The sequence below is a fragment of the Streptomyces sp. NPDC056486 genome (assembly GCF_042795295.1).
Classification (GTDB): Bacteria; Actinomycetota; Actinomycetes; order Streptomycetales; family Streptomycetaceae; genus Streptomyces.
In genome coordinates, this window is sequence record NZ_JBHTSF010000045.1 from 14,519 (window position 1) to 36,962 (window position 22,444).

The following is a 22,444-nucleotide window of genomic DNA, read 5'->3' on the forward strand; positions in this document are numbered from 1 at the left end:
CGCGTCGCGTGTAGCTAAAAGTCGGACGTTGCGGCTGGATTGGGGGACCCAGCAGCGGTCGTACTCTTCGTCCGGGTACTGCGGTTATGCGGTAAATCAGGCCTCGCTGCGCTGCTGCGGGATACCCGCGAGCAGTGCGCGAACCTCGGCCTCGCGGTAACGGCGATGGCCGCCGAGCGTGCGAATCGACGTGAGCTTGCCAGCCTTGGCCCAGCGCGTCACCGTCTTGGGGTCGACGCGGAACATCGTGGCAACCTCAGCCGGGGTCAGCAGCGGCTCGGCATCAGGGGTGCGAGCGGTCATGAGCGGCCTCCTCGGGAGAACCGAACCTTCTCGGTTCATTCCTCTAAATTCTGCACCTTGACCCGCGTTGCCCGAAATGGCGGACGCGGGTCGAGTCGGTTATAGGACGAACGGCTTGTCTTCGGCACTACAACTACACCATCCGTCCAGCCACGTCGGCCAAACCGATGGAATTGCCCTCCCAGGTGTCTATCAGCGACGGAAGCCGATGGACCATGCCATAGCGGACAGTCACGCCACAGTGACGATCAGTCACAGAGCGATCAGGAGTCAACAGACTTCCCATAGCGTGCAATACCGAGTAATCCGCCCTTACATGGACGGAAGGAGCCCTCCCCGGACTCCTTGTCCTATTTTGGCACGAGGAGGGGTGATGGGCGCAAGGGGGCAGTAAGTGCGGTCCGTCACGCTTGAGACAAAAGCCCGGATCAGGACCTACGTCCCGTGTAGGCGCAGCGTAGGAACGCCCCGTAGGGATGACCTACGAACGCCCCGCTGACGTCAGTTCGAAAACTGACGGTCCCGGACCGCCCTCCATCGCTCCATGAGCCTCGCATACGCCTCGCCGGCCCCCTCGCCGTCGCCGTCGCGCAGCGCCTCGATTCCTTCCGCCACATCCGCCGCCGAGTGGTCCTCGTCGAGCTGGTCCTCGGACAGGGCGTGCACGAGCCCGCCGTAGTCGAGCTCGACCAGGGAGCGCGGATGGAACTCCTCAAGCCAGCGGCCCACGTCCATGAGCCCGTCGACGAGCGGACCCTCCTCGATCGTGTCCCGCAGCGTCCTGAGCCCGCGGGCCACCCGGCGCCGCGCCTGCACCATCGGCGTCCGGTAGCGCAGGACGGGCGCGCAGGCCGCCGTCTCGCCCTCCGCACGCCCCTCGTGTCCCTCGCCGTACCCCTTCTCGAACTGACGCTCCTCGTCCGAGACGAGCACGAACCAGTTCAGCGGCACCTGCCACGTCGACGTACGGATCCAGGGGCGCGCGTCGGGGTTGCGGGCGAGCCACTGTTCGTAGTCCGCGGCCGTCTGGCGGCGCACCACCGGCGGCAGGACCGCGTCGAGGACCGGCGCGGGCAACTGCCCGGACAGCTCCCCCAGGGCCTGCCAGCCGCGGAGCCGGGTCCGCCAGGGGCAGACGCACACCACCCCGTCGGCCTCCACCACGAACGCGTCGCTGCTCTCGTGCACCGGCACGGGGACCGGCGGCGTGGGCAGCAGATCGGCCAGGGAGCGCCGGAGTTCGTCCTGGTACGAGGGGCGGTCGGCGCGGCGCGCGTAGCGCGCCCAGTGGCCGCGCTCGGGCTCCGGGAAAGCTGCGAGTGGCTCATAAACGCGCAAGTAGGACGCGTACGGGACGACCAACGAAGACACCTTGGGCACGGCTGCTCCCTCCCCCGCGTACCGGCTGGAAAACACTGCAAATCGTGCCATGGCCGAACTCCGCCGTACGTGCTGGTGCGCCAGGAGAGGGTGATCCTCGGCACTGCGCGGTCAGCGGGTTCTCACAGGCTCTAGTCTCATGCCCATCGGGCCCCGCCACCCGCACGGGTGCCCGCCCAACCGCCGCCACTTGACCGGGAGTCACCACAGTGACCGAAGCAGACAACGGCGCCCTGCACACCCTGTTCCACTCGGACCAGGGGGGCCATGAGCAAGTAGTGCTCTGCCAGGACCGTGCCAGCGGCCTCAAGGCCGTCATCGCCATCCACTCCACCGCCCTGGGCCCGGCCCTCGGCGGCACCCGCTTCTATCCGTACGCGAGCGAGGAAGCCGCCGTCGCCGACGCGCTGAACCTCGCGCGCGGGATGTCGTACAAGAACGCCATGGCCGGTCTCGACCACGGCGGCGGCAAGGCCGTGATCATCGGCGACCCGGAGAAGATCAAGAGCGATGAGCTGCTGCTCGCCTACGGCCGCTTCGTGGCCTCGCTCGGCGGTCGCTATGTGACGGCGTGCGATGTCGGTACGTACGTCGCTGACATGGACGTCGTCGCGCGCGAGTGCCGCTGGACGACCGGACGTTCCCCGGAGAACGGCGGCGCGGGCGACTCCTCCGTACTCACCGCCTTCGGTGTCTTCCAGGGCATGCGCGCATCGGCCGACCACCTGTGGGGCGACCCGTCACTGCGCGGCCGCAAGGTCGGTGTCGCGGGCGTCGGCAAGGTCGGCCACCACCTGGTGGAGCACCTCCTTGCGGACGGCGCCGAGGTCGTGATCACGGATGTACGGGAGGAGTCCGTGCGTCGCGTCACCCACAAGCACCCGTCCGTGACGGCCGTCGCCGACACCGAGGCGCTGATCCGGGTCGAGGGCCTCGACGTGTACGCCCCCTGCGCGCTCGGCGGCGCCCTGAGCGACGACTCCGTGCCGGTGCTCACCGCGAAGGTCGTCTGCGGCGCCGCCAACAACCAGCTCGCGCACCCCGGTGTGGAGAAGGATCTGGCCGATCGCGGGATCCTCTACGCGCCCGACTACGTGGTGAACGCGGGCGGCGTGATCCAGGTCGCCGACGAGCTGCACGGCTTCGACTTCGACCGCTGCAAGGCGAAGGCGTCCAAGATCTTCGACACCACTCTTGCCATATTCGCTCGCGCAAAGGTAGATGGCATTCCGCCGGCCGCCGCAGCCGACAGGATCGCCGAGCAGCGGATGGCGGAGGCCCGCCGCCCCTGACCCCGCGGGCACCACGGAAGGGCCCCGTCGACGTGCGCGAGAGACAAGACTCACCCCCGTCGGCGGGTCGCCCGACAAGAAGAGGTTAAAATCGCAGTTGACCAGCGAGGACAGGGCTCCTCGCGGGTTCTGCGCCGAGGCGCGTCCTGCGGGCGACGTACCGTATGGCCGCAGGAGCAGGTACCGTGGAAGCCCTACGGACCGGCCTCTCCACGGAGAGCCCGTTCCTGATCATGAACGCGTGTCAAGACTCTGGGGTCACCAAGCCCCATATCCGAGGGGGTCGAGCCATGGGGCGCGGCCGGGCAAAGGCCAAGCAGACGAAGGTCGCCCGCCAGCTGAAGTACAGCAGCGGCGGGACTGACCTCTCGCGTCTGGCCAATGAGCTGGGCGCTTCGACTTCGCAACAGCCGCCGAATGGCGAGCCGTTCGAGGACGACGACGACGAGGAAGACGACCCGTACGCCCAGTACGCGGATCGCTATAACGACGACGATGACGAGGACTCTTCCGACGAGTCCGGTTCTTCGCCGCAGCGCCGCGGCGCTTGACCTCGTTGCATTCGCAGCACTTGCAGCATTCGCAGTTTTTGCAGTTCTCGTAGCAACTGCACTTCACCCGGTCCGGGGTGGTCACCACACCGGACCGGGTTTTGTGCTGCCCTGCGGCGCTTACTTCGCTGCCTACTTTGCGTAGTCACCGATGAGCTCAGCGCCCGTCGCGTGGTCGCCGCGCTCGGTGCTGTATTCATTTCGATCAACGATGGCACCGGCGATCCAGGCGTCCACACCGCGGTCCGCGAGGGTCGCGAGGGCCGCGTCGGCGGACTCCTCGGGGACGATCGCCATCATGCCGACGCCCATGTTCAGCGTCTTCTCCAGCTCCAGGCGCTCGACCTGTCCCGCCTTGCCGACCACGTCGAAGACCGCGCCGGGCGTCCAGGTCTCGCGGTCGACGATCGCGTGCAGACCGTCCGGGATGACCCGGCCGAGGTTCGCCGCGAGGCCGCCGCCCGTGATGTGGCTGAAGGCGTGGACGTCCGTGGTGCGGGTGAGCGCCAGGCAGTCCAGGGAGTAGATCTTGGTGGGCTCCAGGAGCTCCTCGCCGAGCGTGCGGCCGAACTCCTCCACCTGACGGTCCAGGGACCAGCCCGCGCGGTCGAAGACCACGTGCCGGACGAGCGAGTACCCGTTCGAGTGAAGTCCGGAGGACGCCATGGCGATCACCGCGTCGCCCTCACGAATGCGATCGGGGCCGAGCACACGGTCGGCCTCCACCGCGCCCGTACCGGCGCCCGCCACGTCGAAGTCGTCCGGGCCCAGGAGGCCCGGGTGCTCGGCCGTCTCGCCGCCGATGAGGGCACAGCCGGCGAGCACGCAGCCCTCGGCGATGCCCTTCACGATGGCGGCGACACGCTCGGGGTGGACCTTGCCGACACAGATGTAGTCGGTCATGAAGAGCGGCTCGGCGCCGCACACCACGATGTCGTCCATGACCATCGCGACCAGGTCGTGCCCGATGGTGTCGTACACGCCGAGCTGGCGGGCGAGGTCGACCTTCGTGCCCACACCGTCGGTGGCGGAGGCGAGCAGGGGGCGCTCGAAGCGCTTGAGGGCGGAGGCGTCGAAGAGTCCGGCGAAGCCGCCGATGCCACCGAGGACCTCGGGGCGCTTCGTCTTCTTCACCCACTCCTTCATCAGCTCGACGGCGCGGTCGCCCGCCTCGATGTCGACGCCTGCGGAGGCGTAGCTGGCACCAGTGGTCTCAGACATGTGGGGTGAGAACTTTCGTGTCGTTACTACGGGGCTTACGGGCGACGGATCGCGTCGGCCGCTGCCGTGGACGCCGGTCCGGCGGCCAGCTCCGTCTCCAGGAGCTGCTTGCCGAGCAGCTCGGGGTCGGGAAGGTCCATCGGGTACACGCCGTCGAAGCAGGCGCGGCAGAGGTTCGGCTTGTCGATGGTCGTGGCCTCGATCATGCCGTCGATGGAGATGTAAGAGAGCGAGTCGGCGCCCATGGACTTGGCGATCTCGTCGATCGTCATGCCGTTGGCGATGAGCTCGGCGCGGGTCGCGAAGTCGATGCCGAAGAAGCAGGGCCACTTCACGGGCGGGGACGAGATCCGGATGTGGATCTCGGCGGCTCCGGCCTCGCGGAGCATCTTGACCAGGGCGCGCTGGGTGTTGCCGCGCACGATCGAGTCGTCGACGACGACAAGACGCTTGCCCTTGATGACTTCCTTGAGGGGGTTCAGCTTGAGACGGATGCCGAGCTGGCGGATCGTCTGCGAGGGCTGGATGAAGGTCCGGCCGACGTAGGCGTTCTTGACGAGGCCGACGCCGAAGGGGATGCCGGAGGCTTCCGCGTAACCGACCGCGGCGGGCGTTCCGGACTCCGGTGTCGCTATGACGAGGTCGGCTTCGGCCGGAGCTTCCTCGGCGAGTTTTCTCCCCATCTCGACCCGCGAGAGGTAGACGTTCCGGCCGGCGATGTCGGTGTCGGGGCGCGCCAGATAGACGTACTCGAAGACACAGCCCTTGGGCTTCGCTTCCGCGAATCGGGACGTTCGCAGTCCGTTCTCGTCGACCGCGATGAACTCGCCGGGCTCGACCTCGCGGACGTAGCTGGCGCCGCAGATGTCGAGCGCCGCGGACTCCGACGCGACGACCCAGCCGCGTTCCAGGCGGCCGAGCACCAGCGGGCGGATGCCCTGCGGGTCGCGTGCCGCGTACAGCGTGCCCTCGTCCATGAAGACGAGGGAGAAGGCGCCCTGTACGTCCGGGAGGACCTTCATGGCGGCGTCTTCGATGCTCAGCGGCTTGCCGTCGTCGTCCGTCTGGCCCGCGAGGAGAGCCGTCACCAGGTCGGTGTCGTTGGTCGCCGCGACCTGGGTCGCGCGGCCGTTCTCCTTGGGCAGTTCGGCGACGAGCTCGGCGAGCTGGGCCGTGTTGACGAGGTTGCCGTTGTGCCCGAGCGCGATGGAGCCGTGCGCGGTGGCACGGAACGTCGGCTGGGCGTTCTCCCAGACGGAAGCACCGGTGGTCGAGTAGCGGGCGTGACCGACCGCGATATGACCCCGGAGCGAGCTGAGAGAGGTTTCGTCAAAGACCTGGGAAACGAGCCCCATGTCCTTGAAGACAAGGATCTGGGAGCCGTTGCTGACCGCGATTCCCGCGGACTCCTGGCCTCGATGCTGGAGGGCGTACAGCCCGAAGTAAGTGAGCTTGGCGACCTCTTCACCCGGAGCCCAGACACCGAAGACGCCGCAAGCGTCCTGGGGGCCTTTCTCGCCGGGGAGCAGATCATGATTGAGTCGACCGTCACCACGTGGCACGACATCGAGTGTAGGCGAGATCGACCACTGGTCCGAATTGGGGATACGGACCCCGCACGGAGCGTAATGACGGTGCCGGTGCGTACGTCGGTACACACGTGGAGTACGACGTGCTTGTGAACAGGTGGGCGCGAGCGTTGACAGGGGCGGGCGGGTCCCGTGAAGCTCCTGGTCCATGCCCCTGCAGCCCCTCGCCGACCCCACGGTCATCCTTGTGGAGCGCCGCCACGTAGACCTGGTCCGTGTCGCGAGCGCGATCTGTCGCCACGCTGCCTGAGCTCGGCCTGAGCTCACTCTCCGTCTCACTTTTCCCGACTTCGGGTACGTGCCCTCAGCCGCGCCGTGCCCCTTTCAGGAGCGCAGCCATGTCTTCGTACGACCAGGACCAGGACCAGTCCGCTCTGTCCCGTCGTCTGTCCCGACGTGCCTTCGGGGGCGCTGTGGGAGCCGGTGCCGCAGCCGCGGTGAGTCTGCCCGCTGCCGCCGAGGCGCAGGAGCGGCCCTTCCGCGCCGCCCATCGCCGCAGCGCCAAGCGGCCGAACATCCTCTTCATCCTCGGCGACGACCTGGGCTGGGCCGACCTCTCCTCCTACGGGGCGCCGCACATCAAGACCCCGAACCTGGACCGCCTCGCGCGCCAGGGCGTGCGGTTCACCGACGCCTACTCCGGCTCCGCGACCTGCTCGCCCACCCGCTTCAGCCTCTACACCGGGCGCTTCCCCGGCCGTACGAAGGGCGGGCTCGCGGAGCCGATCGCGGACAAGTCCGTGGGCCTTGAGCCGACGCATCCCACGCTGGCCTCGCTGCTGAAGGACGCCGGGTACGCGACCGCGCTCATCGGCAAGTGGCACTGCGGCTACCTGCCGGAGTACTCGCCCACCAAGTCGGGCTGGGACGAGTTCTTCGGGAACTTCGGCGGGGCCCTGGAGTACTACTCGAAGCTGGGGCTCGGCGGTGAGTACGACCTCTACGAAGGGGACGTCCGGGAGGGCGACGCGGAGTACAAGGACCTGCGCTACTACACGCGCATCCTGACCGAGCGGGCCAGTGAGTACGTCCGGCGGGACCACGGGGACAAGCCCTGGCTGCTCAACCTCAACTTCACCACCCCGCACTGGCCGTGGATAGCCGACGGGGACACGGAAGAGAGCGCCGAGATCGTACGGAGGATCAAGGCGGGCGAGAAGGGTGCGCTCTGGCATCAGGACGGCGGCTCCGTGGAGAAGTACACGGAGCTGGTGCAGGACCTGGACCGGTCGGTCGGTGAGGTCCTTGCGGCCCTGAAGAAGTCCGGTCAGGAGAAGGACACCCTGGTCTTCTTCGCCTCCGACAACGGCGGCGAGCGTTTCTCGTACAACTGGCCGCTTTCGGGCAACAAGGCCTCGCTCCAGGAGGGCGGCATCCGCGTGCCGACCATCGTGCGCTGGCCCGCGCGGCTCGACGGCGGGCAGGTCAGCCATGAGCCCGTGTTCACCCCGGACTGGACGGCGACGCTCCTCGAGATCGGCGGGGCCCGGCCGAGCCCCGCGTACAAGCTCGACGGGACCAGCCTCGCGCCCTATCTCCTGAAGGGCGAGAAGCTCGCGGAGCGTGAGCTGTTCTGGCGGGTGCGCGGGGAGCGTGCGCTGCGGCGCGGGGAGTGGAAGTACTACCGGGGCAAGGGCGGCGACGACCAGCTCTTCAACCTCGCCGCGGATCAGCGGGAGCAGGCCGACCCTGCCGCGGACGAGCCGAAGCGGCTCGCGGAGCTGAAGGCGGCGTGGGAGAAGACGGACAAGGGGCTGCTGCCGTATCCGGCTGCCTGAACCGCCTGGCCTCTCCTGACCGCCTGAACCGCCTGGCCGCCTGGCCCACCGCTACTTCTGCTTCTCCTGCTTCAGATCGGCGTTCGCGCTGACGACCGTGCCGTCGGCGGCGGTGAGCGAGAGCCCCTGGTGGGTCAGCTTGTAACTCACCTTGCCGTCGAAGAGCTTGAGGAGCTTCTTCTCGGTGTCGGCCGCGGCTCCCTGGCACATCATCCGGGTACTCCGGGGAGCGCCCAGGGTGATGCTGTCGCCCTTCACCTCGGCCTTGGCGGTGACGTTGTTGCAGCCGAGCTTGCCGCGGACGGTGCCGTCCTTGCCGAAGGTCAGATGGGCCTTGCCGTCCACTTCCTTCGGCAGGGACGCCGAGACCTTGCCGTCGCCGATGGCGTTCACGTTCCACTTGGTGCCCGTCAGCGGGACGTCCGGCTCCGAGGTGAGGGCCACGCGGTCTCCCTTGTCGGTGGTGAGCGTCAGCTTGTCACCGTCGACCGCGGCCTTCAGGTCGCCCTTGGCGATGGCGGACTTGAAGGTCTCCTCGAAGTCCTGCTTGTCGCAGGCCCTCTTGGTGGAGATGGCGTTGGCGAAGTCGACGGTCTCGCCGTCCAGCGACACATCCGCGGAGAAGCCGTTGCAGCCGTAGTTGCCCTCGGCCTTGCCCTTGTCGTCGATCTTGACGTGGGCGCCGCTCGGGGCCTGCTGTTTCTTGCCGTTCACGGTGAGGCTTTCGACGTTCCAGTGGACGCCGGTGATGGCCGGTTCGGACCCGACGGACCCGCCGTCAGAGCCACTGCCCGAGCCGGTTTGCGTACCGCACGCGGTGAGCAGTCCCGCGGCGGCCAGGGCCATGACGGTCGGAGTCAGTCGTTGATTGCGCATGCAGCTGTGACGGGACAAGTGGGTGATCTGGTTCCCCTCGCCCTGTCGAGCAGGCCCTGGCTAGCTCATGACCGGCAGCAGCGCCGCAAGATCTGCCCGCTCCCCGCTCGCGCTGACCTTCGCCCCGTCGAGCGCCGTCTTCCAGTCGCTGCGCCCGGTCGCGAGGCGGATCCAGGTGAGCGGATCGGTCTCGACGACGTTCGGCGGGGTGCCGCGGGTGTGCCGGGGGCCTTCCACACACTGGACCACGGCGAACGGCGGGATCCGGACCTCGACTGCGCCGCCGGGGGCCTTCACCGCGAGGGCGTCGGCGAGCAGCCGGGTGCAGGCGGCCAGGGCCTGACGGTCGTACGGAACATCCAGACCCGGCACCGCGTCGTTCAAGTCGTCGGTGTGGACGATGAGTTCGACCGTGCGGGTGACCAGGAAGTCGTCGAGGGTCATCGCGCCGAACCGGGTGGGCATGAGCCGGCCGGCCGTGACGTCGGGCAGCGCCTCCTCGAAACCGGCGAGCGTGCGCGAGTACAGCTCGCCGAGATCCTCCTGCGCGGCGAACGCCCGCACCGCATCGTCCACCTGCCCCGCGGCCGAAGCGGTCGCGAACGGCCAGTCGAGCAGGGCCACTTCGCGCGCCGGCGGCTCCGGCATGGCGAGGAAGCGGGTGGCGCCGCCGAGCGCCATCGTGAGGTGCGCGGCCAGCTCGCGGACGGTCCAGCCGCCGAGCCGTGTCGGCAGGGCCAGCTGCTCGGGCTCCAGCGTGCCGACCGCTTCTCGTACGTTCCCGAACTGGGCGAGCACCGCGGTGCGGATCTTGGCGGAGTCGTACGAACGCGTGCGCTTCTTGGCCGGTGGCATGGGCCGAGCCTAATTCTTCCCGGGGTACCCCTGGAGACCCTTTTCGACCTGGCCGAAGACGCGCTCGGTGGCCGCCACGCAGTCCTTGGCGATCTCGTCCATCGGGTCACCGTCGAGCGTGCGCCGGTGGTTCTCCATGATGAGCGCGTTGCGGGCGCCGAGCAGCTGCGAGGCGGCGACGCGTGCGAGGAGCGTGTCGCCCGTCTCCTCGGCGAGCGCGTTCGTGAGGAGCTGGACGCTGCTCATGTGGAAGCTCACCATGCGGTGCGCGAGGGTCGGTGTGTCGCCGATGAGCTGGCGCACCTTGAGGGCGCTCGGGTCGCCGCTGAGGCCGATCGAAGGGTCGCGCCCGGCGATCTGCTCCAGGAACTGCCCGCGCATCGCGGCGACCGCGGACTCCCCCGGCTGCCGCTCACGCACGGCGCGGGCCGCGTCGCCGACGTGCTCCTCCATCGGGCTGACGATGATGCCTTCCTTGGTGCCGAAGTAGTTGAAGACGGTCATCTTCGACACCTCGGCGGCCTCGGCGATCTCCGCCACGGAGACGTGGTCGAAGCCCCGCTCCGAGCAGAGATCCACCGCTGCCCGCCAGATCCGTGAGGCCGTCTGCTTCTTCTTGCGCGCACGCAGCCCCAGCTCGTCAGTCATGCAGGTCACGGTACCGGGACGACTTCTTCCCCCACCGTGAACGTCTCGCCGCCCGCGGGCACCCCGACGCCGCTCCAGCGGAACGGCACGCCCCGTGCGGTGTCCAGGTCGGGGCCGTCCATCAGCTGGAAGTGCACGTGGGGTTCAGTGGAGTTGCCGGAGTTGCCGCAGCGGGCCATGACCTGCCCTGCCGCGACCTTGTCCCCGGCACGGACCGCGAGCGAACCCTGCTGGACATGGGCGTACACGGCTGGCTCGGCACCTTGTCGACGGGGCCGTTCATCGCGGAACCCGGAGATCACTTGGCCGACGACGTACAGCACCAGCAGGTACTGGAACCGGACGGCGAATGCGCACTGACGTACAGACGTGGTGCGTGAACCCCCTCATACGGGTGAACGATCCCCGAACACCCCCGCCCTGCTGGGCAGCGGACAACACTGGCCGTTGCCGAGGGAGGAGTGCAACATGACAGCCATGGCCGAGCACACGTCTCAGATGTCGGTGGAGGAGTTCGAGGAGCTCTCCCGCCTCGCCGAAAAGCAGCTTGAGGGCGTCAGGCTGGAGTTCGTCAACGGACGGATCGGGGTCAAGCACGTGCCGGACGGGGATCACGTCGAAATCGTGACGTGGCTACAGGAGCAGTGCATGCAGCACCGGCCGGACCTGCGCCTTTACAGCGCGGAGCACGGGCTGACGATCCAGACGTACCGCAAGGGCCGTGCGCGCCCGGACAGCTCGCTGGCGCCGAAGGGATATTTCAAGGGCCGCCGCGACTGGGCCGACGCCAGTGGTGTGCTCATGACGGTCGAGGTCACCTCGTACGACACCGACACGCACCGTCGGGACCGTGAGGAGAAGCCCGCCGCCTACGCGGCGGCCGGGATCCCGGTGTACCTGCTCATCGACCGCGAGTTCGGCAAGCTGGTGGTCCACAGCGGTCCCGACGCCGAGACCGGCGCCTACACCGATGTCCACGAGCTGCGACTGGGATCCGCCGTGGACCTGCCGGACCCGGTCGGCTTCAAGCTCGACACCGCAGAACTCCTCGACTTCCTCCGCTGACCGACGCCGACACCGAAGGCCCCGCCCGACTTCAGATCGTCGGGCGGGGCCTTCGGCGTCGTACGAACCAGCCGCTCAGGCGAAGAGCCCCGGAAGGGTCCCCTCGTGCGCCTCACGGATCTCGGTCAGCGTCAGCGTGAACTCGCCCTGCAGTTCCACCGCGTCGCCGTCGACCACACCGATCCGCGTCGCGGGAAGACCGCGCGCCCCGCACATGTCGGTGAAGCGCAGCTCCTCGGAGCGGGGGACGGAGACGACCGCCCGCCCTGCCGACTCACTGAAGAGCAGGGTGAACGCGTCAAGGCCGTCCGGGACGACCAGGCGCGCGCCCTTCCCGCCGCGGAGGCAGGACTCGGCGACGGCCTGCGCGAAGCCGCCGTCGGAGAGGTCGTGCGCCGCGTCGATCATGCCGTCGCGCGATCCCGAGATCAGGATCTCGGCGAGCAGCCGCTCGCGCTCCAGGTCGACCTTCGGGGGAAGCCCGCCGAGGTGGTCGTGGACGACCTGCGACCAGGCCGAGCCGCCGAACTCCTCGGTGGTGTCACCGAGGAGGTAGAGCAGCTGGCCCTCTTCGGCGAAGGCGATCGGTGTGCGCCGTGCGACGTCGTCGATCACACCGAGGACGGAGACGACGGGCGTCGGGTGGATCGCCGCCTCACCGGTCTGGTTGTAGAGGGACACGTTGCCGCCGGTCACCGGGGTGCCCAGGATCTGGCAGGCGTCGGCGAGGCCACGGGTGGTCTCGGCGAACTGCCACATGACGTCCGGGTCCTCGGGCGAACCGAAGTTCAGGCAGTCCGACACGGCGAGCGGCTTGGCGCCGGTCGCGGCGACGTTGCGGTACGCCTCCGAGAGGGCGAGCTGCGCACCGGCGTACGGGTCGAGCTTCGAGTAGCGGCCGTTGCCGTCGTTGGCGAGGGCGACACCGAGGCCGGTCTCCTCGTCGATGCGGACCATGCCGGAGTCCTCGGGCTGCGCGAGCACCGTGTTGCCCTGCACGAAACGGTCGTACTGATCCGTCACCCACGCCTTGGAGGCCTGGTTCGGGGATGCGACGACCGCGAGAACCTGGTCGCGCAGCTCCTGCGAAGTCGCAGGCCGTGCCAGCTTGTTGGCGTCGTCCGCCTGGAGGGCGTCCTGCCACTTCGGCCGTGCGTAGGGCCGCTCGTAGACCGGGCCGTCGTGGGCGACGGTGCGCGGGTCGAGGTCGACGATCTTCTCGCCGTGCCAGAAGATCTCAAGCCGGTCGCCGTCGGTGACCTCACCGACGACGGTGGCGATGACGTCCCACTTCTCGCAGATCGCGAGGAAGCGCTCGACCTTCTCCGGCTCGACGACCGCGCACATACGCTCCTGCGACTCACTCATGAGGATTTCCTCGGGAGTGAGCGTGGAGTCGCGAAGCGGTACGTCGTCGAGCTCGACGCGCATACCGCCGGAGCCGTTCGACGCCAGCTCCGAGGTCGCGCAGGAGAGTCCGGCGGCGCCCAGGTCCTGGATGCCGACGACCAGCTTCTCGGCGAAGGCCTCCAGGGTGCACTCGATGAGGAGCTTCTCCTGGAAGGGGTCGCCGACCTGCACGGCCGGACGCTTCGACGGCTTCGTGTCGTCGAAGGTCTCACTCGCCAGGATCGAGGCGCCGCCGATGCCGTCGCCGCCGGTCCGGGCCCCGTAGAGGATGACCTTGTTGCCGGGGCCGCTCGCCTTGGCGAGGTGGATGTCCTCGTGCCGCATGACGCCGATGGCACCGGCGTTGACGAGCGGGTTGCCCTGGTAGCAGGCGTCGAAGACGAGCTCGCCGCCGATGTTCGGCAGGCCCAGGCAGTTGCCGTAGCCGCCGATGCCCGCGACGACACCCGGCAGGACACGCTTCGTGTCGGGGTGGTCGGCGGCGCCCATCCGCAGCGGGTCCACGACCGCGACCGGGCGCGCGCCCATCGCGATGATGTCGCGGACGATGCCGCCGACACCGGTGGCCGCGCCCTGGTAGGGCTCGACGTACGAGGGGTGGTTGTGCGACTCGACCTTGAAGGTGACCGCGTAACCGTTGCCGACGTCGACGACACCGGCGTTCTCGCCGATGCCGACGAGCATGGCGCCCCCTCCCGGTGTGTCAGCCTCGGGGGCCTTCTCGCCGAACTGGCGCAGGTGGACCTTGCTGCTCTTGTACGAACAGTGCTCGGACCACATGACGGAGTACATGGCGAGCTCGGCGCCGGTGGGACGGCGGCCCAGGATCTCGCGTACGCGGGCGTACTCGTCTTCCTTCAGGCCCAGTTCGGCCCAGGGCAGCTTGACCTCGGGGGTCTCGGCGGCGTGCTTGACGGTGTCCAGAGTCATCAGACGTTGACCAGCTTCTTCAGGATCGAGGTGAAGAATCCCAGGCCGTCGGTGCCACCGGTCCCGACCAGCGGCTCGACGGCGTGCTCGGGGTGCGGCATGAGGCCCACGACGTTGCCCGCGGCGTTCGAGACACCGGCGATGTCGCGCAGCGAGCCGTTGGGATTCACGTCGAGGTAGCGGAAGACGACCCGCCCCTCGGCCTCGAGCATGTCCAGGGTGCGCTCATCGGCGACGTACCGGCCGTCGATGTTCTTCAGCGGTACGGAGATCTCCTGACCGGCCTCGTAATCGGCGGTCCAGGCGGTGTCGGCCGTCTCCACGCGCAGCTTCTGGTCGCGGCAGATGAAGTGCAGGTGGTTGTTCTTCAGCATCGCGCCGGGCAGCAGGTGCGACTCGGTGAGCACCTGGAAGCCGTTGCAGATACCGAGAATCGGCATCCCGGCCTTCGCCTGCTCGATGACCGACTCCATGACGGGCGAAAACCGTGAAATGGCCCCGGCCCGCAGATAGTCGCCGTACGAGAATCCGCCGGGAAGCACCACGGCGTCGACCTGCTTCAGGTCCTTGTCCCGGTGCCAGAGCGGCACGGCTTCGGCGCCGGCGACGCGGACGGCGCGCTGGGTGTCGCGGTCGTCGAGGGTTCCGGGGAAAGTGACGACTCCGATTCGAGCAGTCACTTCTCTTCCTCCACCTTTACGAAGAAGTCTTCGATCACGGTGTTGGCGAGGAAGGTTTCCGCCATCTCGTGGATACGGGCGAGGGCGGCGTCATCGACGGGCCCGTCCACCTCGAGTTCGAAGCGCTTTCCCTGACGTACGTCGGCGATCCCCTTGAAACCGAGGCGCGGAAGTGCACGCTGCACCGCCTGGCCCTGGGGGTCGAGGATCTCCGGCTTGAGCATGACGTCGACTACGACGCGTGCCACTGGCACTCCCGGTGTTGTGGTGCTGGCTGAGCGGTCCCTTCAGACTACCCGCACAAAAATTCTACTCGCGTAGATTCGTAGAAACCTACGTGAGGACGGTCACGTTCCTGCTCATACTCACGTATCGAACAGGGCACCTTCGCGAAAAATCCCGGAAAAGATCACGCTTCACCATTGCGTCCGGACACGCGGGGGGATTTAGTCGGGCTTCACAATGCAATGCCAGGCACTGTACAAAGGAAATGGCATTAGCCGATGCTTTGCACATTACAGTGCCCATAACAGCCGGACAGTCGGCATCACCGCACGTCAACGCGGTAGAGCCGCACGAAGGGACCGATATTCGTGGCGCAGCGTGTCGTGGTCACTCTCTCTGACGACATCGACGGCGGGGATGCGGCGGAGACGATCGCCTTCGGTCTTGACGGCAAGTCGTACGAGATCGACCTCAATCAAACCAATGCCAAGAAACTGCGCAAGGCACTTGCCCCGTTCCTGGACGCGGCCCGCAAGCAGTCGAAGTCCGGCAAGGCCTTCAAGCACACGACGGTGGCCGCGAACCCGGCGGCCGTCCGCGCCTGGGCCCGCTCGCACCAGATGGACGTGCCGCCGCGCGGCCGCATCCCGAAGAAGGTCTACGAGGCCTTCGAGGCCGCGAACTGACCTCGGCCGACGCCTGGCCGGCGCCTCGCCGGCACCTTGCCAGGAGGGCCCCTCGGCAACCGACTTGACCTGCACCCCCGCCGGTCGGCTAGAGTTTGGAACACGCCGAGGGGCAAGGCCGAAAGGCCCGAACCTCACGGAGTCTTGCGGGTGTAGTTCAGTAGTAGAACATCCCCCTTCCAGGGGGAAGGCGCAGTGTGCAATTCCTGTCACCCGCTCTGCATCGCCGATCAGGCACTCTTTCGAGTGCGGTAGGCTGGTGCTCGCGCCGATCAGTGAGAGCTGGTCGGAGGCAATGCGAACGTAGCTCAGTTGGTAGAGCGCAACCTTGCCAAGGTTGAGGTCGCGAGTTCGAACCTCGTCGTTCGCTCCATCGAAGAAGGCCCCGGTCATCGCGACCGGGGCCTTCTTCGTGTGTGCCCTCTTGAGGTGTGGCTACCTCCGCTTCTGACATTTGTCATGTGAGCCGGTGACAGCGCGCACTGCTCCGGCGCCCGGGGCCGGGGGACGCTCTAGTCATGACTGACCAAGTGATCGACGTGACCGATCTGCGGCGCGTGTACGGGGGCGGTTTCGAGGCGGTCCGGGGAGTCTCGTTCTCCGTCGGACGAGGCGAGCTCTTCGCACTGCTCGGGACGAACGGTGCGGGCAAGACCTCGACCCTCGAACTCCTCGAAGGGCTCGCCGCACCCGCCGGGGGGCGGGTGCGGGTGCTCGGACACGATCCGTACGCCGAACGTGGCGCCGTGCGCCACAGGATCGGCGTGATGCTCCAGGAGGGCGGCTTTCCCTCCGAACTGACGGTCGACGAGACCCTGCGGATGTGGGCGGCGTGCACCAGTGGCGCGCAGCCCGTCGGCGAAACCCTGAACACCGTGGGCCTCGGCAAGCGCGCCGGGGTGCGCGTGAAGATGCTGTCCGGCGGTGAGAAGCGGCGGCTCGACCTGGCGACGGCCCTCATCGGGCGGCCCGAGGTGCTCTTCCTTGACGAGCCGACGACCGGGCTCGACGCCGAAGGGCGCCGCGAGACCTGGGAGTTGGTGCGGGCCCTGCGCGACAACGGCACGACCGTACTGCTCACCACGCACTACCTCGAAGAGGCCGAGAACCTCGCCGACCGACTCGCGATCATGCACGAGGGGCGGATCGCCGCCGAAGGACGGGTCGCCGACGTGGTGGCCGAGCAGCCGTCGCAGGTCTCCTTCGAACTGCCCTCCGGCTACTTCGTCGGGGATCTGCCGCCGCTCGGCGAGCTCGGGGTGAGCGAGCACGAGGTGGTCGGCGGCCGGATCCACCTGCGTACGCATGAGTTGCAGCGGGCGGCCACGGGGCTGCTGCTGTGGGCGCGGGACGCCGACATCTCGCTCGGCAGGCTCGACGTGCGCGCGGCTTCGTTGGAGGAGGCGTTCCTGCGTATCGCGCGGCACGCCGAAGGTGCGGCTGGTGGAGCCGCTGTTGCGGCGCAGAAGGAGACGGTGGCATGAGCGGCATCAGTACGGCGACGGTGACCAGGGCCGCGACGACGACCCCCGCGGGGCGGATGCGCGCGCTCGCGCGGGCCGAGCTGACGTTGCTCGGGCGCAGCAAGGGAACGTTGCTCGGGGCGCTCTTCGTGCCGCTCGTGATGCCGTTCAGCCTGCGCCAGGTCGCGGGCGGCATGGATCTGAAGGCCAACGGTCTCTCGATCGGCGCCGTCGTGGTGCCCGGCGCCATCGGCATCTCCCTGCTCTTCGCCGTCTACTCGGCGCTGACCACGGTCTTCGCCGCCCGCCGCGAGGAACTGGTCCTCAAGCGGCTGCGCACCGGAGAGCTGCGGGACCCGGAGATCCTCGCCGGGGCCGCGCTGCCCTCGGTCGCCATCGGTCTGACGCAGTGCGTCGTCCTCACGATCGGCTGCACGGTGCTCCTCGACGCCGGGGCGCCGAGCGCACCCCATCTCGCCGTGCTCGGCGTACTGCTCGGCCTGGTGATGTTCACCGCCCTCGCCGCGGTCACCGCGAGCTTCAGCAGGTCGGTGGAGTCCGCGCAGGTCATAGCGCTGCCCCTGACGTTCGCTTCGATGTTCGGCTCGGGCCTCTTCATCCCCTTCGAGGTCATGCCCGACAAGGTCGCCTCGATCTGCGAGTTCCTTCCGCTCTCACCGGTGATCGAGCTGGTGCGCGGCGGCTGGACCGGGGATCTCTCCGGGGCCGAGACCCTGGGCACCCTCGCCACCGCGGTGGCCTGGACCGTGGTCTCGGTGTTTGCTGTACGCCGGTGGTTCCGCTGGGAGCCGCGGCGTTGAGGAAGGGGTCAGGCGTGATCGGCGGCCGGGTGCGGGGGTGGCAGCGGAAGTGGCGTGAGGGGAGCAAGATCGAGAAGGTCGAGCTCCAGAGCATGGTCATGTGGCACGTCATGCCGTGGATCTTCTTCCTCAGCTGGGGTTCGCTGCCGCTGGGCCTGACCCTGCGGCACGAGCCCGTGCCGCTGGTCCTGGGCTGGTCCCTGATCGCGGTGGCCGCCGCACAGTGCGTGCACGCCAACCGCACGGTGCGGCGGTCGGTCGACCACTACCTGAAGCGCGCGGAGATGCCACGCCGCGATCTGGCCGTGGCGCGCGCCCTCATGGGCACCGCGGTGGCTCTCGCCATCGCGCTGGCCGCGATCGGCGGCGCCAAGGAGGAGATGCTCAGCTTCGCGACGCTTTTCTTCGCCGTCCCGTACGGCCAGGCGCTCGCCTTCGCCGTGCCGGTCCGCTCCTTCCTCGTCCATTTCGCCGTACTGGACGTCGTGGTCGTGGGGGCGTACGCCGCCGCCGGGCTACGCGGCGTACAGCTCGTCGGGCTCGCCGTGGTCATCGCCTTCGCCGGCCTCCTGACCCTGATGTCCTCGCGCTGCGGCGCCTGGACGCTCTCCGTGATGTGGGAGTCCGTCCGGGCCCGGGAGGTCGAGGCACGGCTCGCGGTGGCCGAGGAGCGGCTGCGGTTCGGGCGGGACCTGCACGACGTGATGGGGCGCAATCTCGCGGTCATCGCGCTGAAGAGCGAGTTGGCGGTGCAGTTGGCGAGGCGCGGGCGGCCCGAGGCGGTCGACCAGATGGTCGAGGTGCAGCGGATCGCGCAGGAGTCGCAGCGGGAGGTGCGGGAAGTGGTCCGGGGGTATCGGGAGGCCGACCTCGCGGTGGAACTCGCCGGTGCGCAAGGAGTCCTCGAGGCGGCGGGTATCGACTGCCGGGTGAGCGGGTCGTCGGCAGGCCTTTCCATTCCCGTGCAGTCGGCGCTGGGGTGGGTCGTACGGGAGGCGACCACCAATGTGCTGCGGCACGGGGATGCGCAACGGTGCGACATCACCTTGACGATCACCGATGAACGTACGTCCCTTGTCGTCGAGAACGACGGGGTGCCCGACGCCCCGCCGGAGGGCAGGAAGGGCTCCGGCCTCGCCGGGCTCCGGGAGCGGCTCGCCGCGGTGGACGGGACGCTGGACTTCGCGTCCAAGGACGGGCACTTCCGCCTTGCCGCGGAGGTACCGCTGGTCGTCCCGCGGGACGACCGCGGGCACCCGCGGGACGACGATCAACAGGACGACCGTCAGCAGCATCAGCAGGGCGGTCATCAGTATCAGCAGCAGGACACCGAAAGGGTCACCCCATGAGCCTGCGTGTGCTGCTCGCCGATGACGAGCACCTCATCCGCGGCGCTCTCGCCGCGCTCCTCGCGCTCGAGGACGATCTTGTCGTGGTCGCCGAGGCCGCCACGGGGCCCGAGGCGCTCGCCATGGCACGGGCGCACCGGCCCGATGTGGCCGTGCTCGATCTAGAGATGCCGGGTGCCGACGGTGTGAGTGTCGCCACATCCCTTCGGGACGAACTGCCGCTCTGCCGCACCATGATCGTGACGAGTCATGGCAGACCGGGGCATCTCAAACGGGCACTCGCGGTGGGGGTACGGGGCTTCGTGCCGAAGACCGTGAGCGCGCAGCGCCTCGCCGAGATCATCCGAACCGTTCACGCAGGTAACCGCTATGTGGACCCGGAGTTGGCCGCCGACGCGATCTCCGCCGGAGACTCGCCGCTGACCGCTCGCGAGGCCGAAGTGCTCGAACTGGCCGCCGACGGGGCGCCCGTCGCGGAGATCGCCGAGCGGGCAGCGCTGTCCCAGGGGACCGTCCGCAACTACCTCTCTTCGGCCGTCACGAAGACCGGGGCGGAGAACCGTCATGCCGCGGTGCGTCTCGCACGCGAGCGAGGTTGGGTATAGTTGGCGTCGCGCTTCGGCGCAGCGCGGACGTAGCTCAGTTGGTAGAGCGCAACCTTGCCAAGGTTGAGGTCGCCAGTTCGAACCTGGTCGTCCGCTCCACAGAAAGAACCCCCGGTGCCTCGGCGCCGGGGGTTCTTCCGTCTGTCGCTGTGCAGTTCTGCGGTTCCGCTACCAGGGCAGGCCCGTCAGACGCTCGTACGCCTCGATGTACTTGGCGCGGGTGGCGTCCACCACGTCCTGCGGGAGCGGGGGCGGCGGCTGCTCGCTCTTGCGGTCCCAGCCGGAGGCCGGCGAGGTCAGCCAGTCGCGGACGAACTGCTTGTCGAACGACGGCTGGGAGCGGCCCGGCTGCCAGCTGTCCGCAGGCCAGAAGCGGGACGAGTCCGGGGTCAGGACCTCGTCCGCGATGACGAGGTCATCGCCGTCGAAGCCGAACTCGAACTTCGTGTCGGCGAGGATGACGCCCCGGTCGCGGGCGATGTCACGGGCCCGGCTGTAGACCGCGAGGGTCGCCTGACGCAGCTGGGCCGCCGTGTCGGCGCCCACCTGGCGGGCCACTTCCTCGTAGTTCACGTTCTCGTCGTGTTCGCCGACCTCCGCCTTCGTGGCGGGCGTGAAGATCGCCGCGGGCAGCTCCGAGCCGTCGCTCAGGCCGTCGGGCAGGGCGAGGCCGCAGACGGTGCGCGACTCGTTGTACTCGACCAGGCCCGAGCCCGTGAGATAGCCGCGGGCGACGCACTCGACCGGAACCATCTGCAGGGACTTGCAGACCGTGGTGCGGCCCTCCCAGTCGGCGGGGGCGCCGGGCGGCAGGTCGGTGGAGATGACGTGGTTGGGGACGAGGTCGGCGAGCTGGTCGAACCACCACAGGGAGAGCTGCGTGAGGACCCTGCCCTTGTCAGGGATCTCCGTGGGCAGCACCCAGTCGTAGGCGGACATACGGTCGCTCGCGACCATCACGAGGTCGCCCGCCTCGTTCTGATACAGGTCGCGCACCTTTCCGGTGTGCACATGCACCAGGCCCGGCACCTGAAGCGGCTCGGGCTTTTCTACGAATCCGGACACGGTTCCTCCCCGTGGTTCTGACTGAGTGCTGCTGATTCTCCCGCATGGGGAGGCAGCTTTTGGCCAGGGGTTGTCCCGAAAGCGGGCGGGCCGCCCTCAGTCCCGTTTGCAGATGCGGTCCAGGAGGTTGGCCGTGGCGCGTTGGACGCGGGTGTCCACATGGCCGGGGCGGTCGAGCGCCGGGGACCAGGCGAAGGTGCCCGAGGCGAAGACCAGGGCGCCGGACGGGGCGCGGTAGAGGGACGACTCCTGGTGGCGTTTGACGCCCTCGGAGTCCTCGTACGGGGAGTGGGCGAGGAGCATGCGGTCCTGGTGCTCCGGAAGCGCGGTGCGCGGGAAATAGCGGTCCGCCTCGCCCGCGACGAGGCCCTCCAGCTCGTCCCCTTCGTGCGCGCCGGTCGCCTCCCACAGCCAGTGGTCGGCGTTGCGCACGACGAGGGGGGCGGGCTCCGGGACCCGGCCCGCGTACTGGATGCCGAGGAGTTGCTGCTCGGCCCTGTCCTGCTCCCGCCAGAGGGCCGGTTTGCCGGGGCCCTGCCGCTTGCGGCAGGTGAGCAGGCGGTCCTCCACGCCGGAGGGGGAAGGGCTCAACTCCACCTGCCAGTACATGGTGTTGGCCGAGAGGAAGACGAGCGATGTGCCGTGCTCGCGGGCCTCCTCCGTGGTGCGGCGCATGTTCGACGACCAGTACTCGTCGTGGCCGGGGAAGACCAGGCCTCGGTAGCGAGTCGGATCGATGCGTCCCGCGTGCAGGTCGCGGGTGTCGGCGTACGCGAGGTCGTAGCCGTACCGCTCGGCCCAGCGGATGAAGTCGTAGGCGTGGCCGACGTGCAGGGGCAGGCCCGCGCCCGCGTACGGACGGTCGAAGGAGACCGTGTGTGCGGCCTCACTCTCGCCCAGGAGGCGGCCCTTCTCGTCCCACGCGTGGTAGAGGCTGGCGCCCGTGCGGCCGTCCTCGGGGTAGAGGTTGTAGGCCTGCCAGGTGATGTCCGGCAGGAGCAGGAGCAGGTCGGCGCGGTTGTCGTCGCGGACCGTGAACGGGACGTGCGAGCGGTAGCCGTCGACCGTGGTGAGGACCGCCACGTACGCCCCGACGCTCCAGAAACTCGGGATCTGCAGACGCCAGGAGAGCCACCAGTGGTGGCAGGAGACCGTGCGGTCGGCGGTGAGCGGGGGCGGCTGGACGATGCCGGAGAGACGGGGGCTTGTGCTGATCTTGCTGGCGCCGTCGCCGCCGTAGTGCCCGATGCGGTAGATGTCGACGCTGAACTGCTGGGGCGGGTCCACCGTCACGTGGAAGTCGATCGCCTCGCCGGGAGCCGCGGCGCCGGTGGAGGCGAAGCCCTTGATCTGACCGTGCACGTCGTCGGCGGTGCGGGGGCCGTTCGTACGGACCCGATGGCGGGGCGCGGGGATGTTCTGCGCGCCGGGGGCCGAGGCCTGATCGACGTACCAGGGGACGACCTGGCCGGTGTCGTCGAAGTAGTGCTCGGCGCCTCGGAGCCAGGGCAGGGGCCCCTGCCCGAAGGGGTCGGTCACGGCGTGCGCCAAGGCGCCCGATTCCCATCTGCGGATCTGCTCCGACCCCATGTGTGTACCCCTCCCTTGCTGCTCCCCCGAGATTGCTCTGCGCTGTGCGGTGCGGGTTGCTC

22 protein-coding genes, 3 tRNA genes and 1 pseudogene are annotated in these 22,444 nt (G+C 68.7%); 13 read left to right on the top strand and 13 right to left on the bottom strand.

The annotated features are described in order from the left end of the window. Nucleotides 1-96: 96 nt before the first annotated feature. Nucleotides 97-303, bottom strand: a complete 207-nt coding sequence (gene bldC / locus ACFQ7F_RS19575) for a developmental transcriptional regulator BldC (protein ID WP_003949541.1) — start codon at nucleotides 301-303, stop codon at nucleotides 97-99. Nucleotides 304-804: 501 nt separating this feature from the next. Then, nucleotides 805-1,683 (bottom strand): hypothetical protein, encoded by an 879-nt coding sequence (locus ACFQ7F_RS19580; protein WP_383271970.1) that lies wholly within the window; start codon nucleotides 1,681-1,683, stop codon nucleotides 805-807. 209 nt (nucleotides 1,684-1,892) lie between these two features. On the opposite strand from ACFQ7F_RS19580, the gene ACFQ7F_RS19585 reads away from it, so the two are divergent. Then, nucleotides 1,893-2,975 carry a Leu/Phe/Val dehydrogenase gene (locus ACFQ7F_RS19585; RefSeq protein WP_383271972.1) on the top strand — a complete coding sequence of 361 codons (1,083 nt, stop codon included), beginning with the start codon at nucleotides 1,893-1,895 and terminating at the stop codon, nucleotides 2,973-2,975. Between the two features lie 290 nt (nucleotides 2,976-3,265). Continuing rightward, nucleotides 3,266-3,526 (top strand): DUF3073 domain-containing protein, encoded by a 261-nt coding sequence (locus ACFQ7F_RS19590; protein WP_383271974.1) that lies wholly within the window; start codon nucleotides 3,266-3,268, stop codon nucleotides 3,524-3,526. Nucleotides 3,527-3,658: 132 nt separating this feature from the next. Here the strand turns inward: ACFQ7F_RS19590 and purM are convergent, their stop codons facing one another. Next, on the bottom strand, nucleotides 3,659-4,747 hold the full coding sequence (gene purM, locus ACFQ7F_RS19595) for a phosphoribosylformylglycinamidine cyclo-ligase (RefSeq protein WP_383271976.1): 1,089 nt from the start codon (nucleotides 4,745-4,747) through the stop codon (nucleotides 3,659-3,661). Nucleotides 4,748-4,782: 35 nt separating this feature from the next. After that, nucleotides 4,783-6,309 (bottom strand): amidophosphoribosyltransferase, encoded by a 1,527-nt coding sequence (gene purF, locus ACFQ7F_RS19600; protein WP_383271978.1) that lies wholly within the window; start codon nucleotides 6,307-6,309, stop codon nucleotides 4,783-4,785. Nucleotides 6,310-6,484: 175 nt separating this feature from the next. Between purF and ACFQ7F_RS19605 the strand changes: the two genes are divergently transcribed. Both ACFQ7F_RS19605 and ACFQ7F_RS19610 read left to right on the top strand, forming a co-directional pair. Further along, the gene (locus ACFQ7F_RS19605) at nucleotides 6,485-6,586 is read left to right on the top strand and encodes a putative leader peptide (protein WP_383271980.1); all 102 of its coding nucleotides are present in this window, start codon (nucleotides 6,485-6,487) and stop codon (nucleotides 6,584-6,586) included. A gap of 88 nt (nucleotides 6,587-6,674) precedes the next feature. Then, the gene (locus ACFQ7F_RS19610; protein ID WP_383271982.1) at nucleotides 6,675-8,114 is read left to right on the top strand and encodes a sulfatase; all 1,440 of its coding nucleotides are present in this window, start codon (nucleotides 6,675-6,677) and stop codon (nucleotides 8,112-8,114) included. A 51-nt stretch (nucleotides 8,115-8,165) separates the two neighbouring features. On the opposite strand, the gene ACFQ7F_RS19615 is transcribed toward ACFQ7F_RS19610, so the two are convergent. From ACFQ7F_RS19615 to ACFQ7F_RS19630, 4 genes and pseudogenes are all read right to left on the bottom strand, one after another. Then, nucleotides 8,166-8,990: an META domain-containing protein gene (locus tag ACFQ7F_RS19615; RefSeq protein WP_383271984.1), complete on the bottom strand. Its 825-nt coding sequence runs from the start codon at nucleotides 8,988-8,990 to the stop codon at nucleotides 8,166-8,168. 60 nt (nucleotides 8,991-9,050) lie between these two features. Beyond that, nucleotides 9,051-9,845, bottom strand: coding sequence for a sterol carrier family protein (locus tag ACFQ7F_RS19620; RefSeq protein ID WP_383271986.1), 795 nt, complete (start codon nucleotides 9,843-9,845; stop codon nucleotides 9,051-9,053). A 9-nt stretch (nucleotides 9,846-9,854) separates the two neighbouring features. Then, nucleotides 9,855-10,493 carry a TetR/AcrR family transcriptional regulator gene (locus tag ACFQ7F_RS19625; RefSeq protein ID WP_383271988.1) on the bottom strand — a complete coding sequence of 213 codons (639 nt, stop codon included), beginning with the start codon at nucleotides 10,491-10,493 and terminating at the stop codon, nucleotides 9,855-9,857. 5 nt (nucleotides 10,494-10,498) lie between these two features. Beyond that, a pseudogene (locus tag ACFQ7F_RS19630) lies at nucleotides 10,499-10,744 on the bottom strand (M23 family metallopeptidase); the annotation flags it as partial. Nucleotides 10,745-10,961: 217 nt separating this feature from the next. On the opposite strand from ACFQ7F_RS19630, the gene ACFQ7F_RS19635 reads away from it, so the two are divergent. After that, nucleotides 10,962-11,558, top strand: coding sequence for a Uma2 family endonuclease (locus ACFQ7F_RS19635; protein ID WP_383271990.1), 597 nt, complete (start codon nucleotides 10,962-10,964; stop codon nucleotides 11,556-11,558). A gap of 75 nt (nucleotides 11,559-11,633) precedes the next feature. Here the strand turns inward: ACFQ7F_RS19635 and purL are convergent, their stop codons facing one another. Genes purL through purS form a run of 3 tightly spaced genes read right to left on the bottom strand, consistent with a single transcriptional unit; the run spans nucleotide 11,634 to nucleotide 14,826 of the window. Next, the gene (gene purL / locus ACFQ7F_RS19640; protein WP_383271992.1) at nucleotides 11,634-13,898 is read right to left on the bottom strand and encodes a phosphoribosylformylglycinamidine synthase subunit PurL; all 2,265 of its coding nucleotides are present in this window, start codon (nucleotides 13,896-13,898) and stop codon (nucleotides 11,634-11,636) included. After that, nucleotides 13,898-14,578, bottom strand: a complete 681-nt coding sequence (gene purQ / locus ACFQ7F_RS19645; protein ID WP_383271994.1) for a phosphoribosylformylglycinamidine synthase subunit PurQ — start codon at nucleotides 14,576-14,578, stop codon at nucleotides 13,898-13,900. The genes purL and purQ overlap by 1 nt, the downstream gene beginning before the upstream one ends. Next, nucleotides 14,575-14,826, bottom strand: coding sequence for a phosphoribosylformylglycinamidine synthase subunit PurS (purS, locus tag ACFQ7F_RS19650; protein ID WP_135332092.1), 252 nt, complete (start codon nucleotides 14,824-14,826; stop codon nucleotides 14,575-14,577). Before purS ends, purQ begins: the two co-directional genes overlap by 4 nt. 345 nt (nucleotides 14,827-15,171) lie before the next feature. Between purS and ACFQ7F_RS19655 the strand changes: the two genes are divergently transcribed. The 8 genes from ACFQ7F_RS19655 to ACFQ7F_RS19690 all read left to right on the top strand — a co-directional run bounded on the left by ACFQ7F_RS19655 (nucleotide 15,172) and on the right by ACFQ7F_RS19690 (nucleotide 19,826). After that, nucleotides 15,172-15,489 carry an Lsr2 family protein gene (locus ACFQ7F_RS19655; protein WP_383271997.1) on the top strand — a complete coding sequence of 106 codons (318 nt, stop codon included), beginning with the start codon at nucleotides 15,172-15,174 and terminating at the stop codon, nucleotides 15,487-15,489. Between the two features lie 146 nt (nucleotides 15,490-15,635). Then, a tRNA-Gly gene (locus tag ACFQ7F_RS19660) sits at nucleotides 15,636-15,707 on the top strand. 79 nt (nucleotides 15,708-15,786) lie between these two features. Next, a tRNA-Gly gene (locus tag ACFQ7F_RS19665) sits at nucleotides 15,787-15,862 on the top strand. A gap of 145 nt (nucleotides 15,863-16,007) precedes the next feature. Then, complete coding sequence (locus ACFQ7F_RS19670) at nucleotides 16,008-16,973, top strand: ABC transporter ATP-binding protein (RefSeq protein WP_383271999.1); 966 nt, start codon at nucleotides 16,008-16,010, stop codon at nucleotides 16,971-16,973. Then, on the top strand, nucleotides 16,970-17,773 hold the full coding sequence (locus ACFQ7F_RS19675; RefSeq protein ID WP_383272001.1) for an ABC transporter permease: 804 nt from the start codon (nucleotides 16,970-16,972) through the stop codon (nucleotides 17,771-17,773). Before ACFQ7F_RS19670 ends, ACFQ7F_RS19675 begins: the two co-directional genes overlap by 4 nt. Next, complete coding sequence (locus ACFQ7F_RS19680) at nucleotides 17,770-19,122, top strand: sensor histidine kinase (RefSeq protein WP_383272003.1); 1,353 nt, start codon at nucleotides 17,770-17,772, stop codon at nucleotides 19,120-19,122. Before ACFQ7F_RS19675 ends, ACFQ7F_RS19680 begins: the two co-directional genes overlap by 4 nt. Beyond that, a complete protein-coding gene (locus ACFQ7F_RS19685; RefSeq protein WP_383272005.1) occupies nucleotides 19,119-19,727 on the top strand; it encodes a response regulator in 609 nt (202 codons plus the stop codon). The genes ACFQ7F_RS19680 and ACFQ7F_RS19685 overlap by 4 nt, the downstream gene beginning before the upstream one ends. Nucleotides 19,728-19,750: 23 nt before the next feature. Next, nucleotides 19,751-19,826, top strand: a tRNA-Gly gene (locus ACFQ7F_RS19690). Nucleotides 19,827-19,895: 69 nt separating this feature from the next. On the opposite strand, the gene ACFQ7F_RS19695 is transcribed toward ACFQ7F_RS19690, so the two are convergent. Together ACFQ7F_RS19695 and ACFQ7F_RS19700 are read right to left on the bottom strand one after the other, a co-directional pair. Then, nucleotides 19,896-20,792, bottom strand: coding sequence for a phosphoribosylaminoimidazolesuccinocarboxamide synthase (locus tag ACFQ7F_RS19695; RefSeq protein ID WP_383272006.1), 897 nt, complete (start codon nucleotides 20,790-20,792; stop codon nucleotides 19,896-19,898). Nucleotides 20,793-20,888: 96 nt separating this feature from the next. Further along, nucleotides 20,889-22,382 carry a N,N-dimethylformamidase beta subunit family domain-containing protein gene (locus ACFQ7F_RS19700; RefSeq protein ID WP_383272007.1) on the bottom strand — a complete coding sequence of 498 codons (1,494 nt, stop codon included), beginning with the start codon at nucleotides 22,380-22,382 and terminating at the stop codon, nucleotides 20,889-20,891. Nucleotides 22,383-22,444: the final 62 nt, after the last annotated feature.

Excerpts from the sequence above, each read along its gene's own strand:
- ACFQ7F_RS19620 (WP_383271986.1), bottom strand. The coding sequence starts at position 9,845 with ATGCCACCGGCCAAGAAGCGCACGCGTTCGTACGACTCCGCCAAGATC.
- ACFQ7F_RS19635 (WP_383271990.1), top strand. The coding sequence starts at position 10,962 with ATGACAGCCATGGCCGAGCACACGTCTCAGATGTCGGTGGAGGAGTTC.
- ACFQ7F_RS19590 (WP_383271974.1), top strand. The coding sequence starts at position 3,266 with ATGGGGCGCGGCCGGGCAAAGGCCAAGCAGACGAAGGTCGCCCGCCAG.
- ACFQ7F_RS19605 (WP_383271980.1), top strand. The coding sequence starts at position 6,485 with ATGCCCCTGCAGCCCCTCGCCGACCCCACGGTCATCCTTGTGGAGCGC.
- ACFQ7F_RS19700 (WP_383272007.1), bottom strand. The coding sequence starts at position 22,382 with ATGGGGTCGGAGCAGATCCGCAGATGGGAATCGGGCGCCTTGGCGCAC.
- bldC (WP_003949541.1), bottom strand. The coding sequence starts at position 303 with ATGACCGCTCGCACCCCTGATGCCGAGCCGCTGCTGACCCCGGCTGAG.
- ACFQ7F_RS19670 (WP_383271999.1), top strand. The coding sequence starts at position 16,008 with ATGACTGACCAAGTGATCGACGTGACCGATCTGCGGCGCGTGTACGGG.
- ACFQ7F_RS19610 (WP_383271982.1), top strand. The coding sequence starts at position 6,675 with ATGTCTTCGTACGACCAGGACCAGGACCAGTCCGCTCTGTCCCGTCGT.
- ACFQ7F_RS19685 (WP_383272005.1), top strand. The coding sequence starts at position 19,119 with ATGAGCCTGCGTGTGCTGCTCGCCGATGACGAGCACCTCATCCGCGGC.
- ACFQ7F_RS19625 (WP_383271988.1), bottom strand. The coding sequence starts at position 10,493 with ATGACTGACGAGCTGGGGCTGCGTGCGCGCAAGAAGAAGCAGACGGCC.
- ACFQ7F_RS19675 (WP_383272001.1), top strand. The coding sequence starts at position 16,970 with ATGAGCGGCATCAGTACGGCGACGGTGACCAGGGCCGCGACGACGACC.
- ACFQ7F_RS19615 (WP_383271984.1), bottom strand. The coding sequence starts at position 8,990 with ATGCGCAATCAACGACTGACTCCGACCGTCATGGCCCTGGCCGCCGCG.
- purM (WP_383271976.1), bottom strand. The coding sequence starts at position 4,747 with ATGTCTGAGACCACTGGTGCCAGCTACGCCTCCGCAGGCGTCGACATC.
- purL (WP_383271992.1), bottom strand. The coding sequence starts at position 13,898 with ATGACTCTGGACACCGTCAAGCACGCCGCCGAGACCCCCGAGGTCAAG.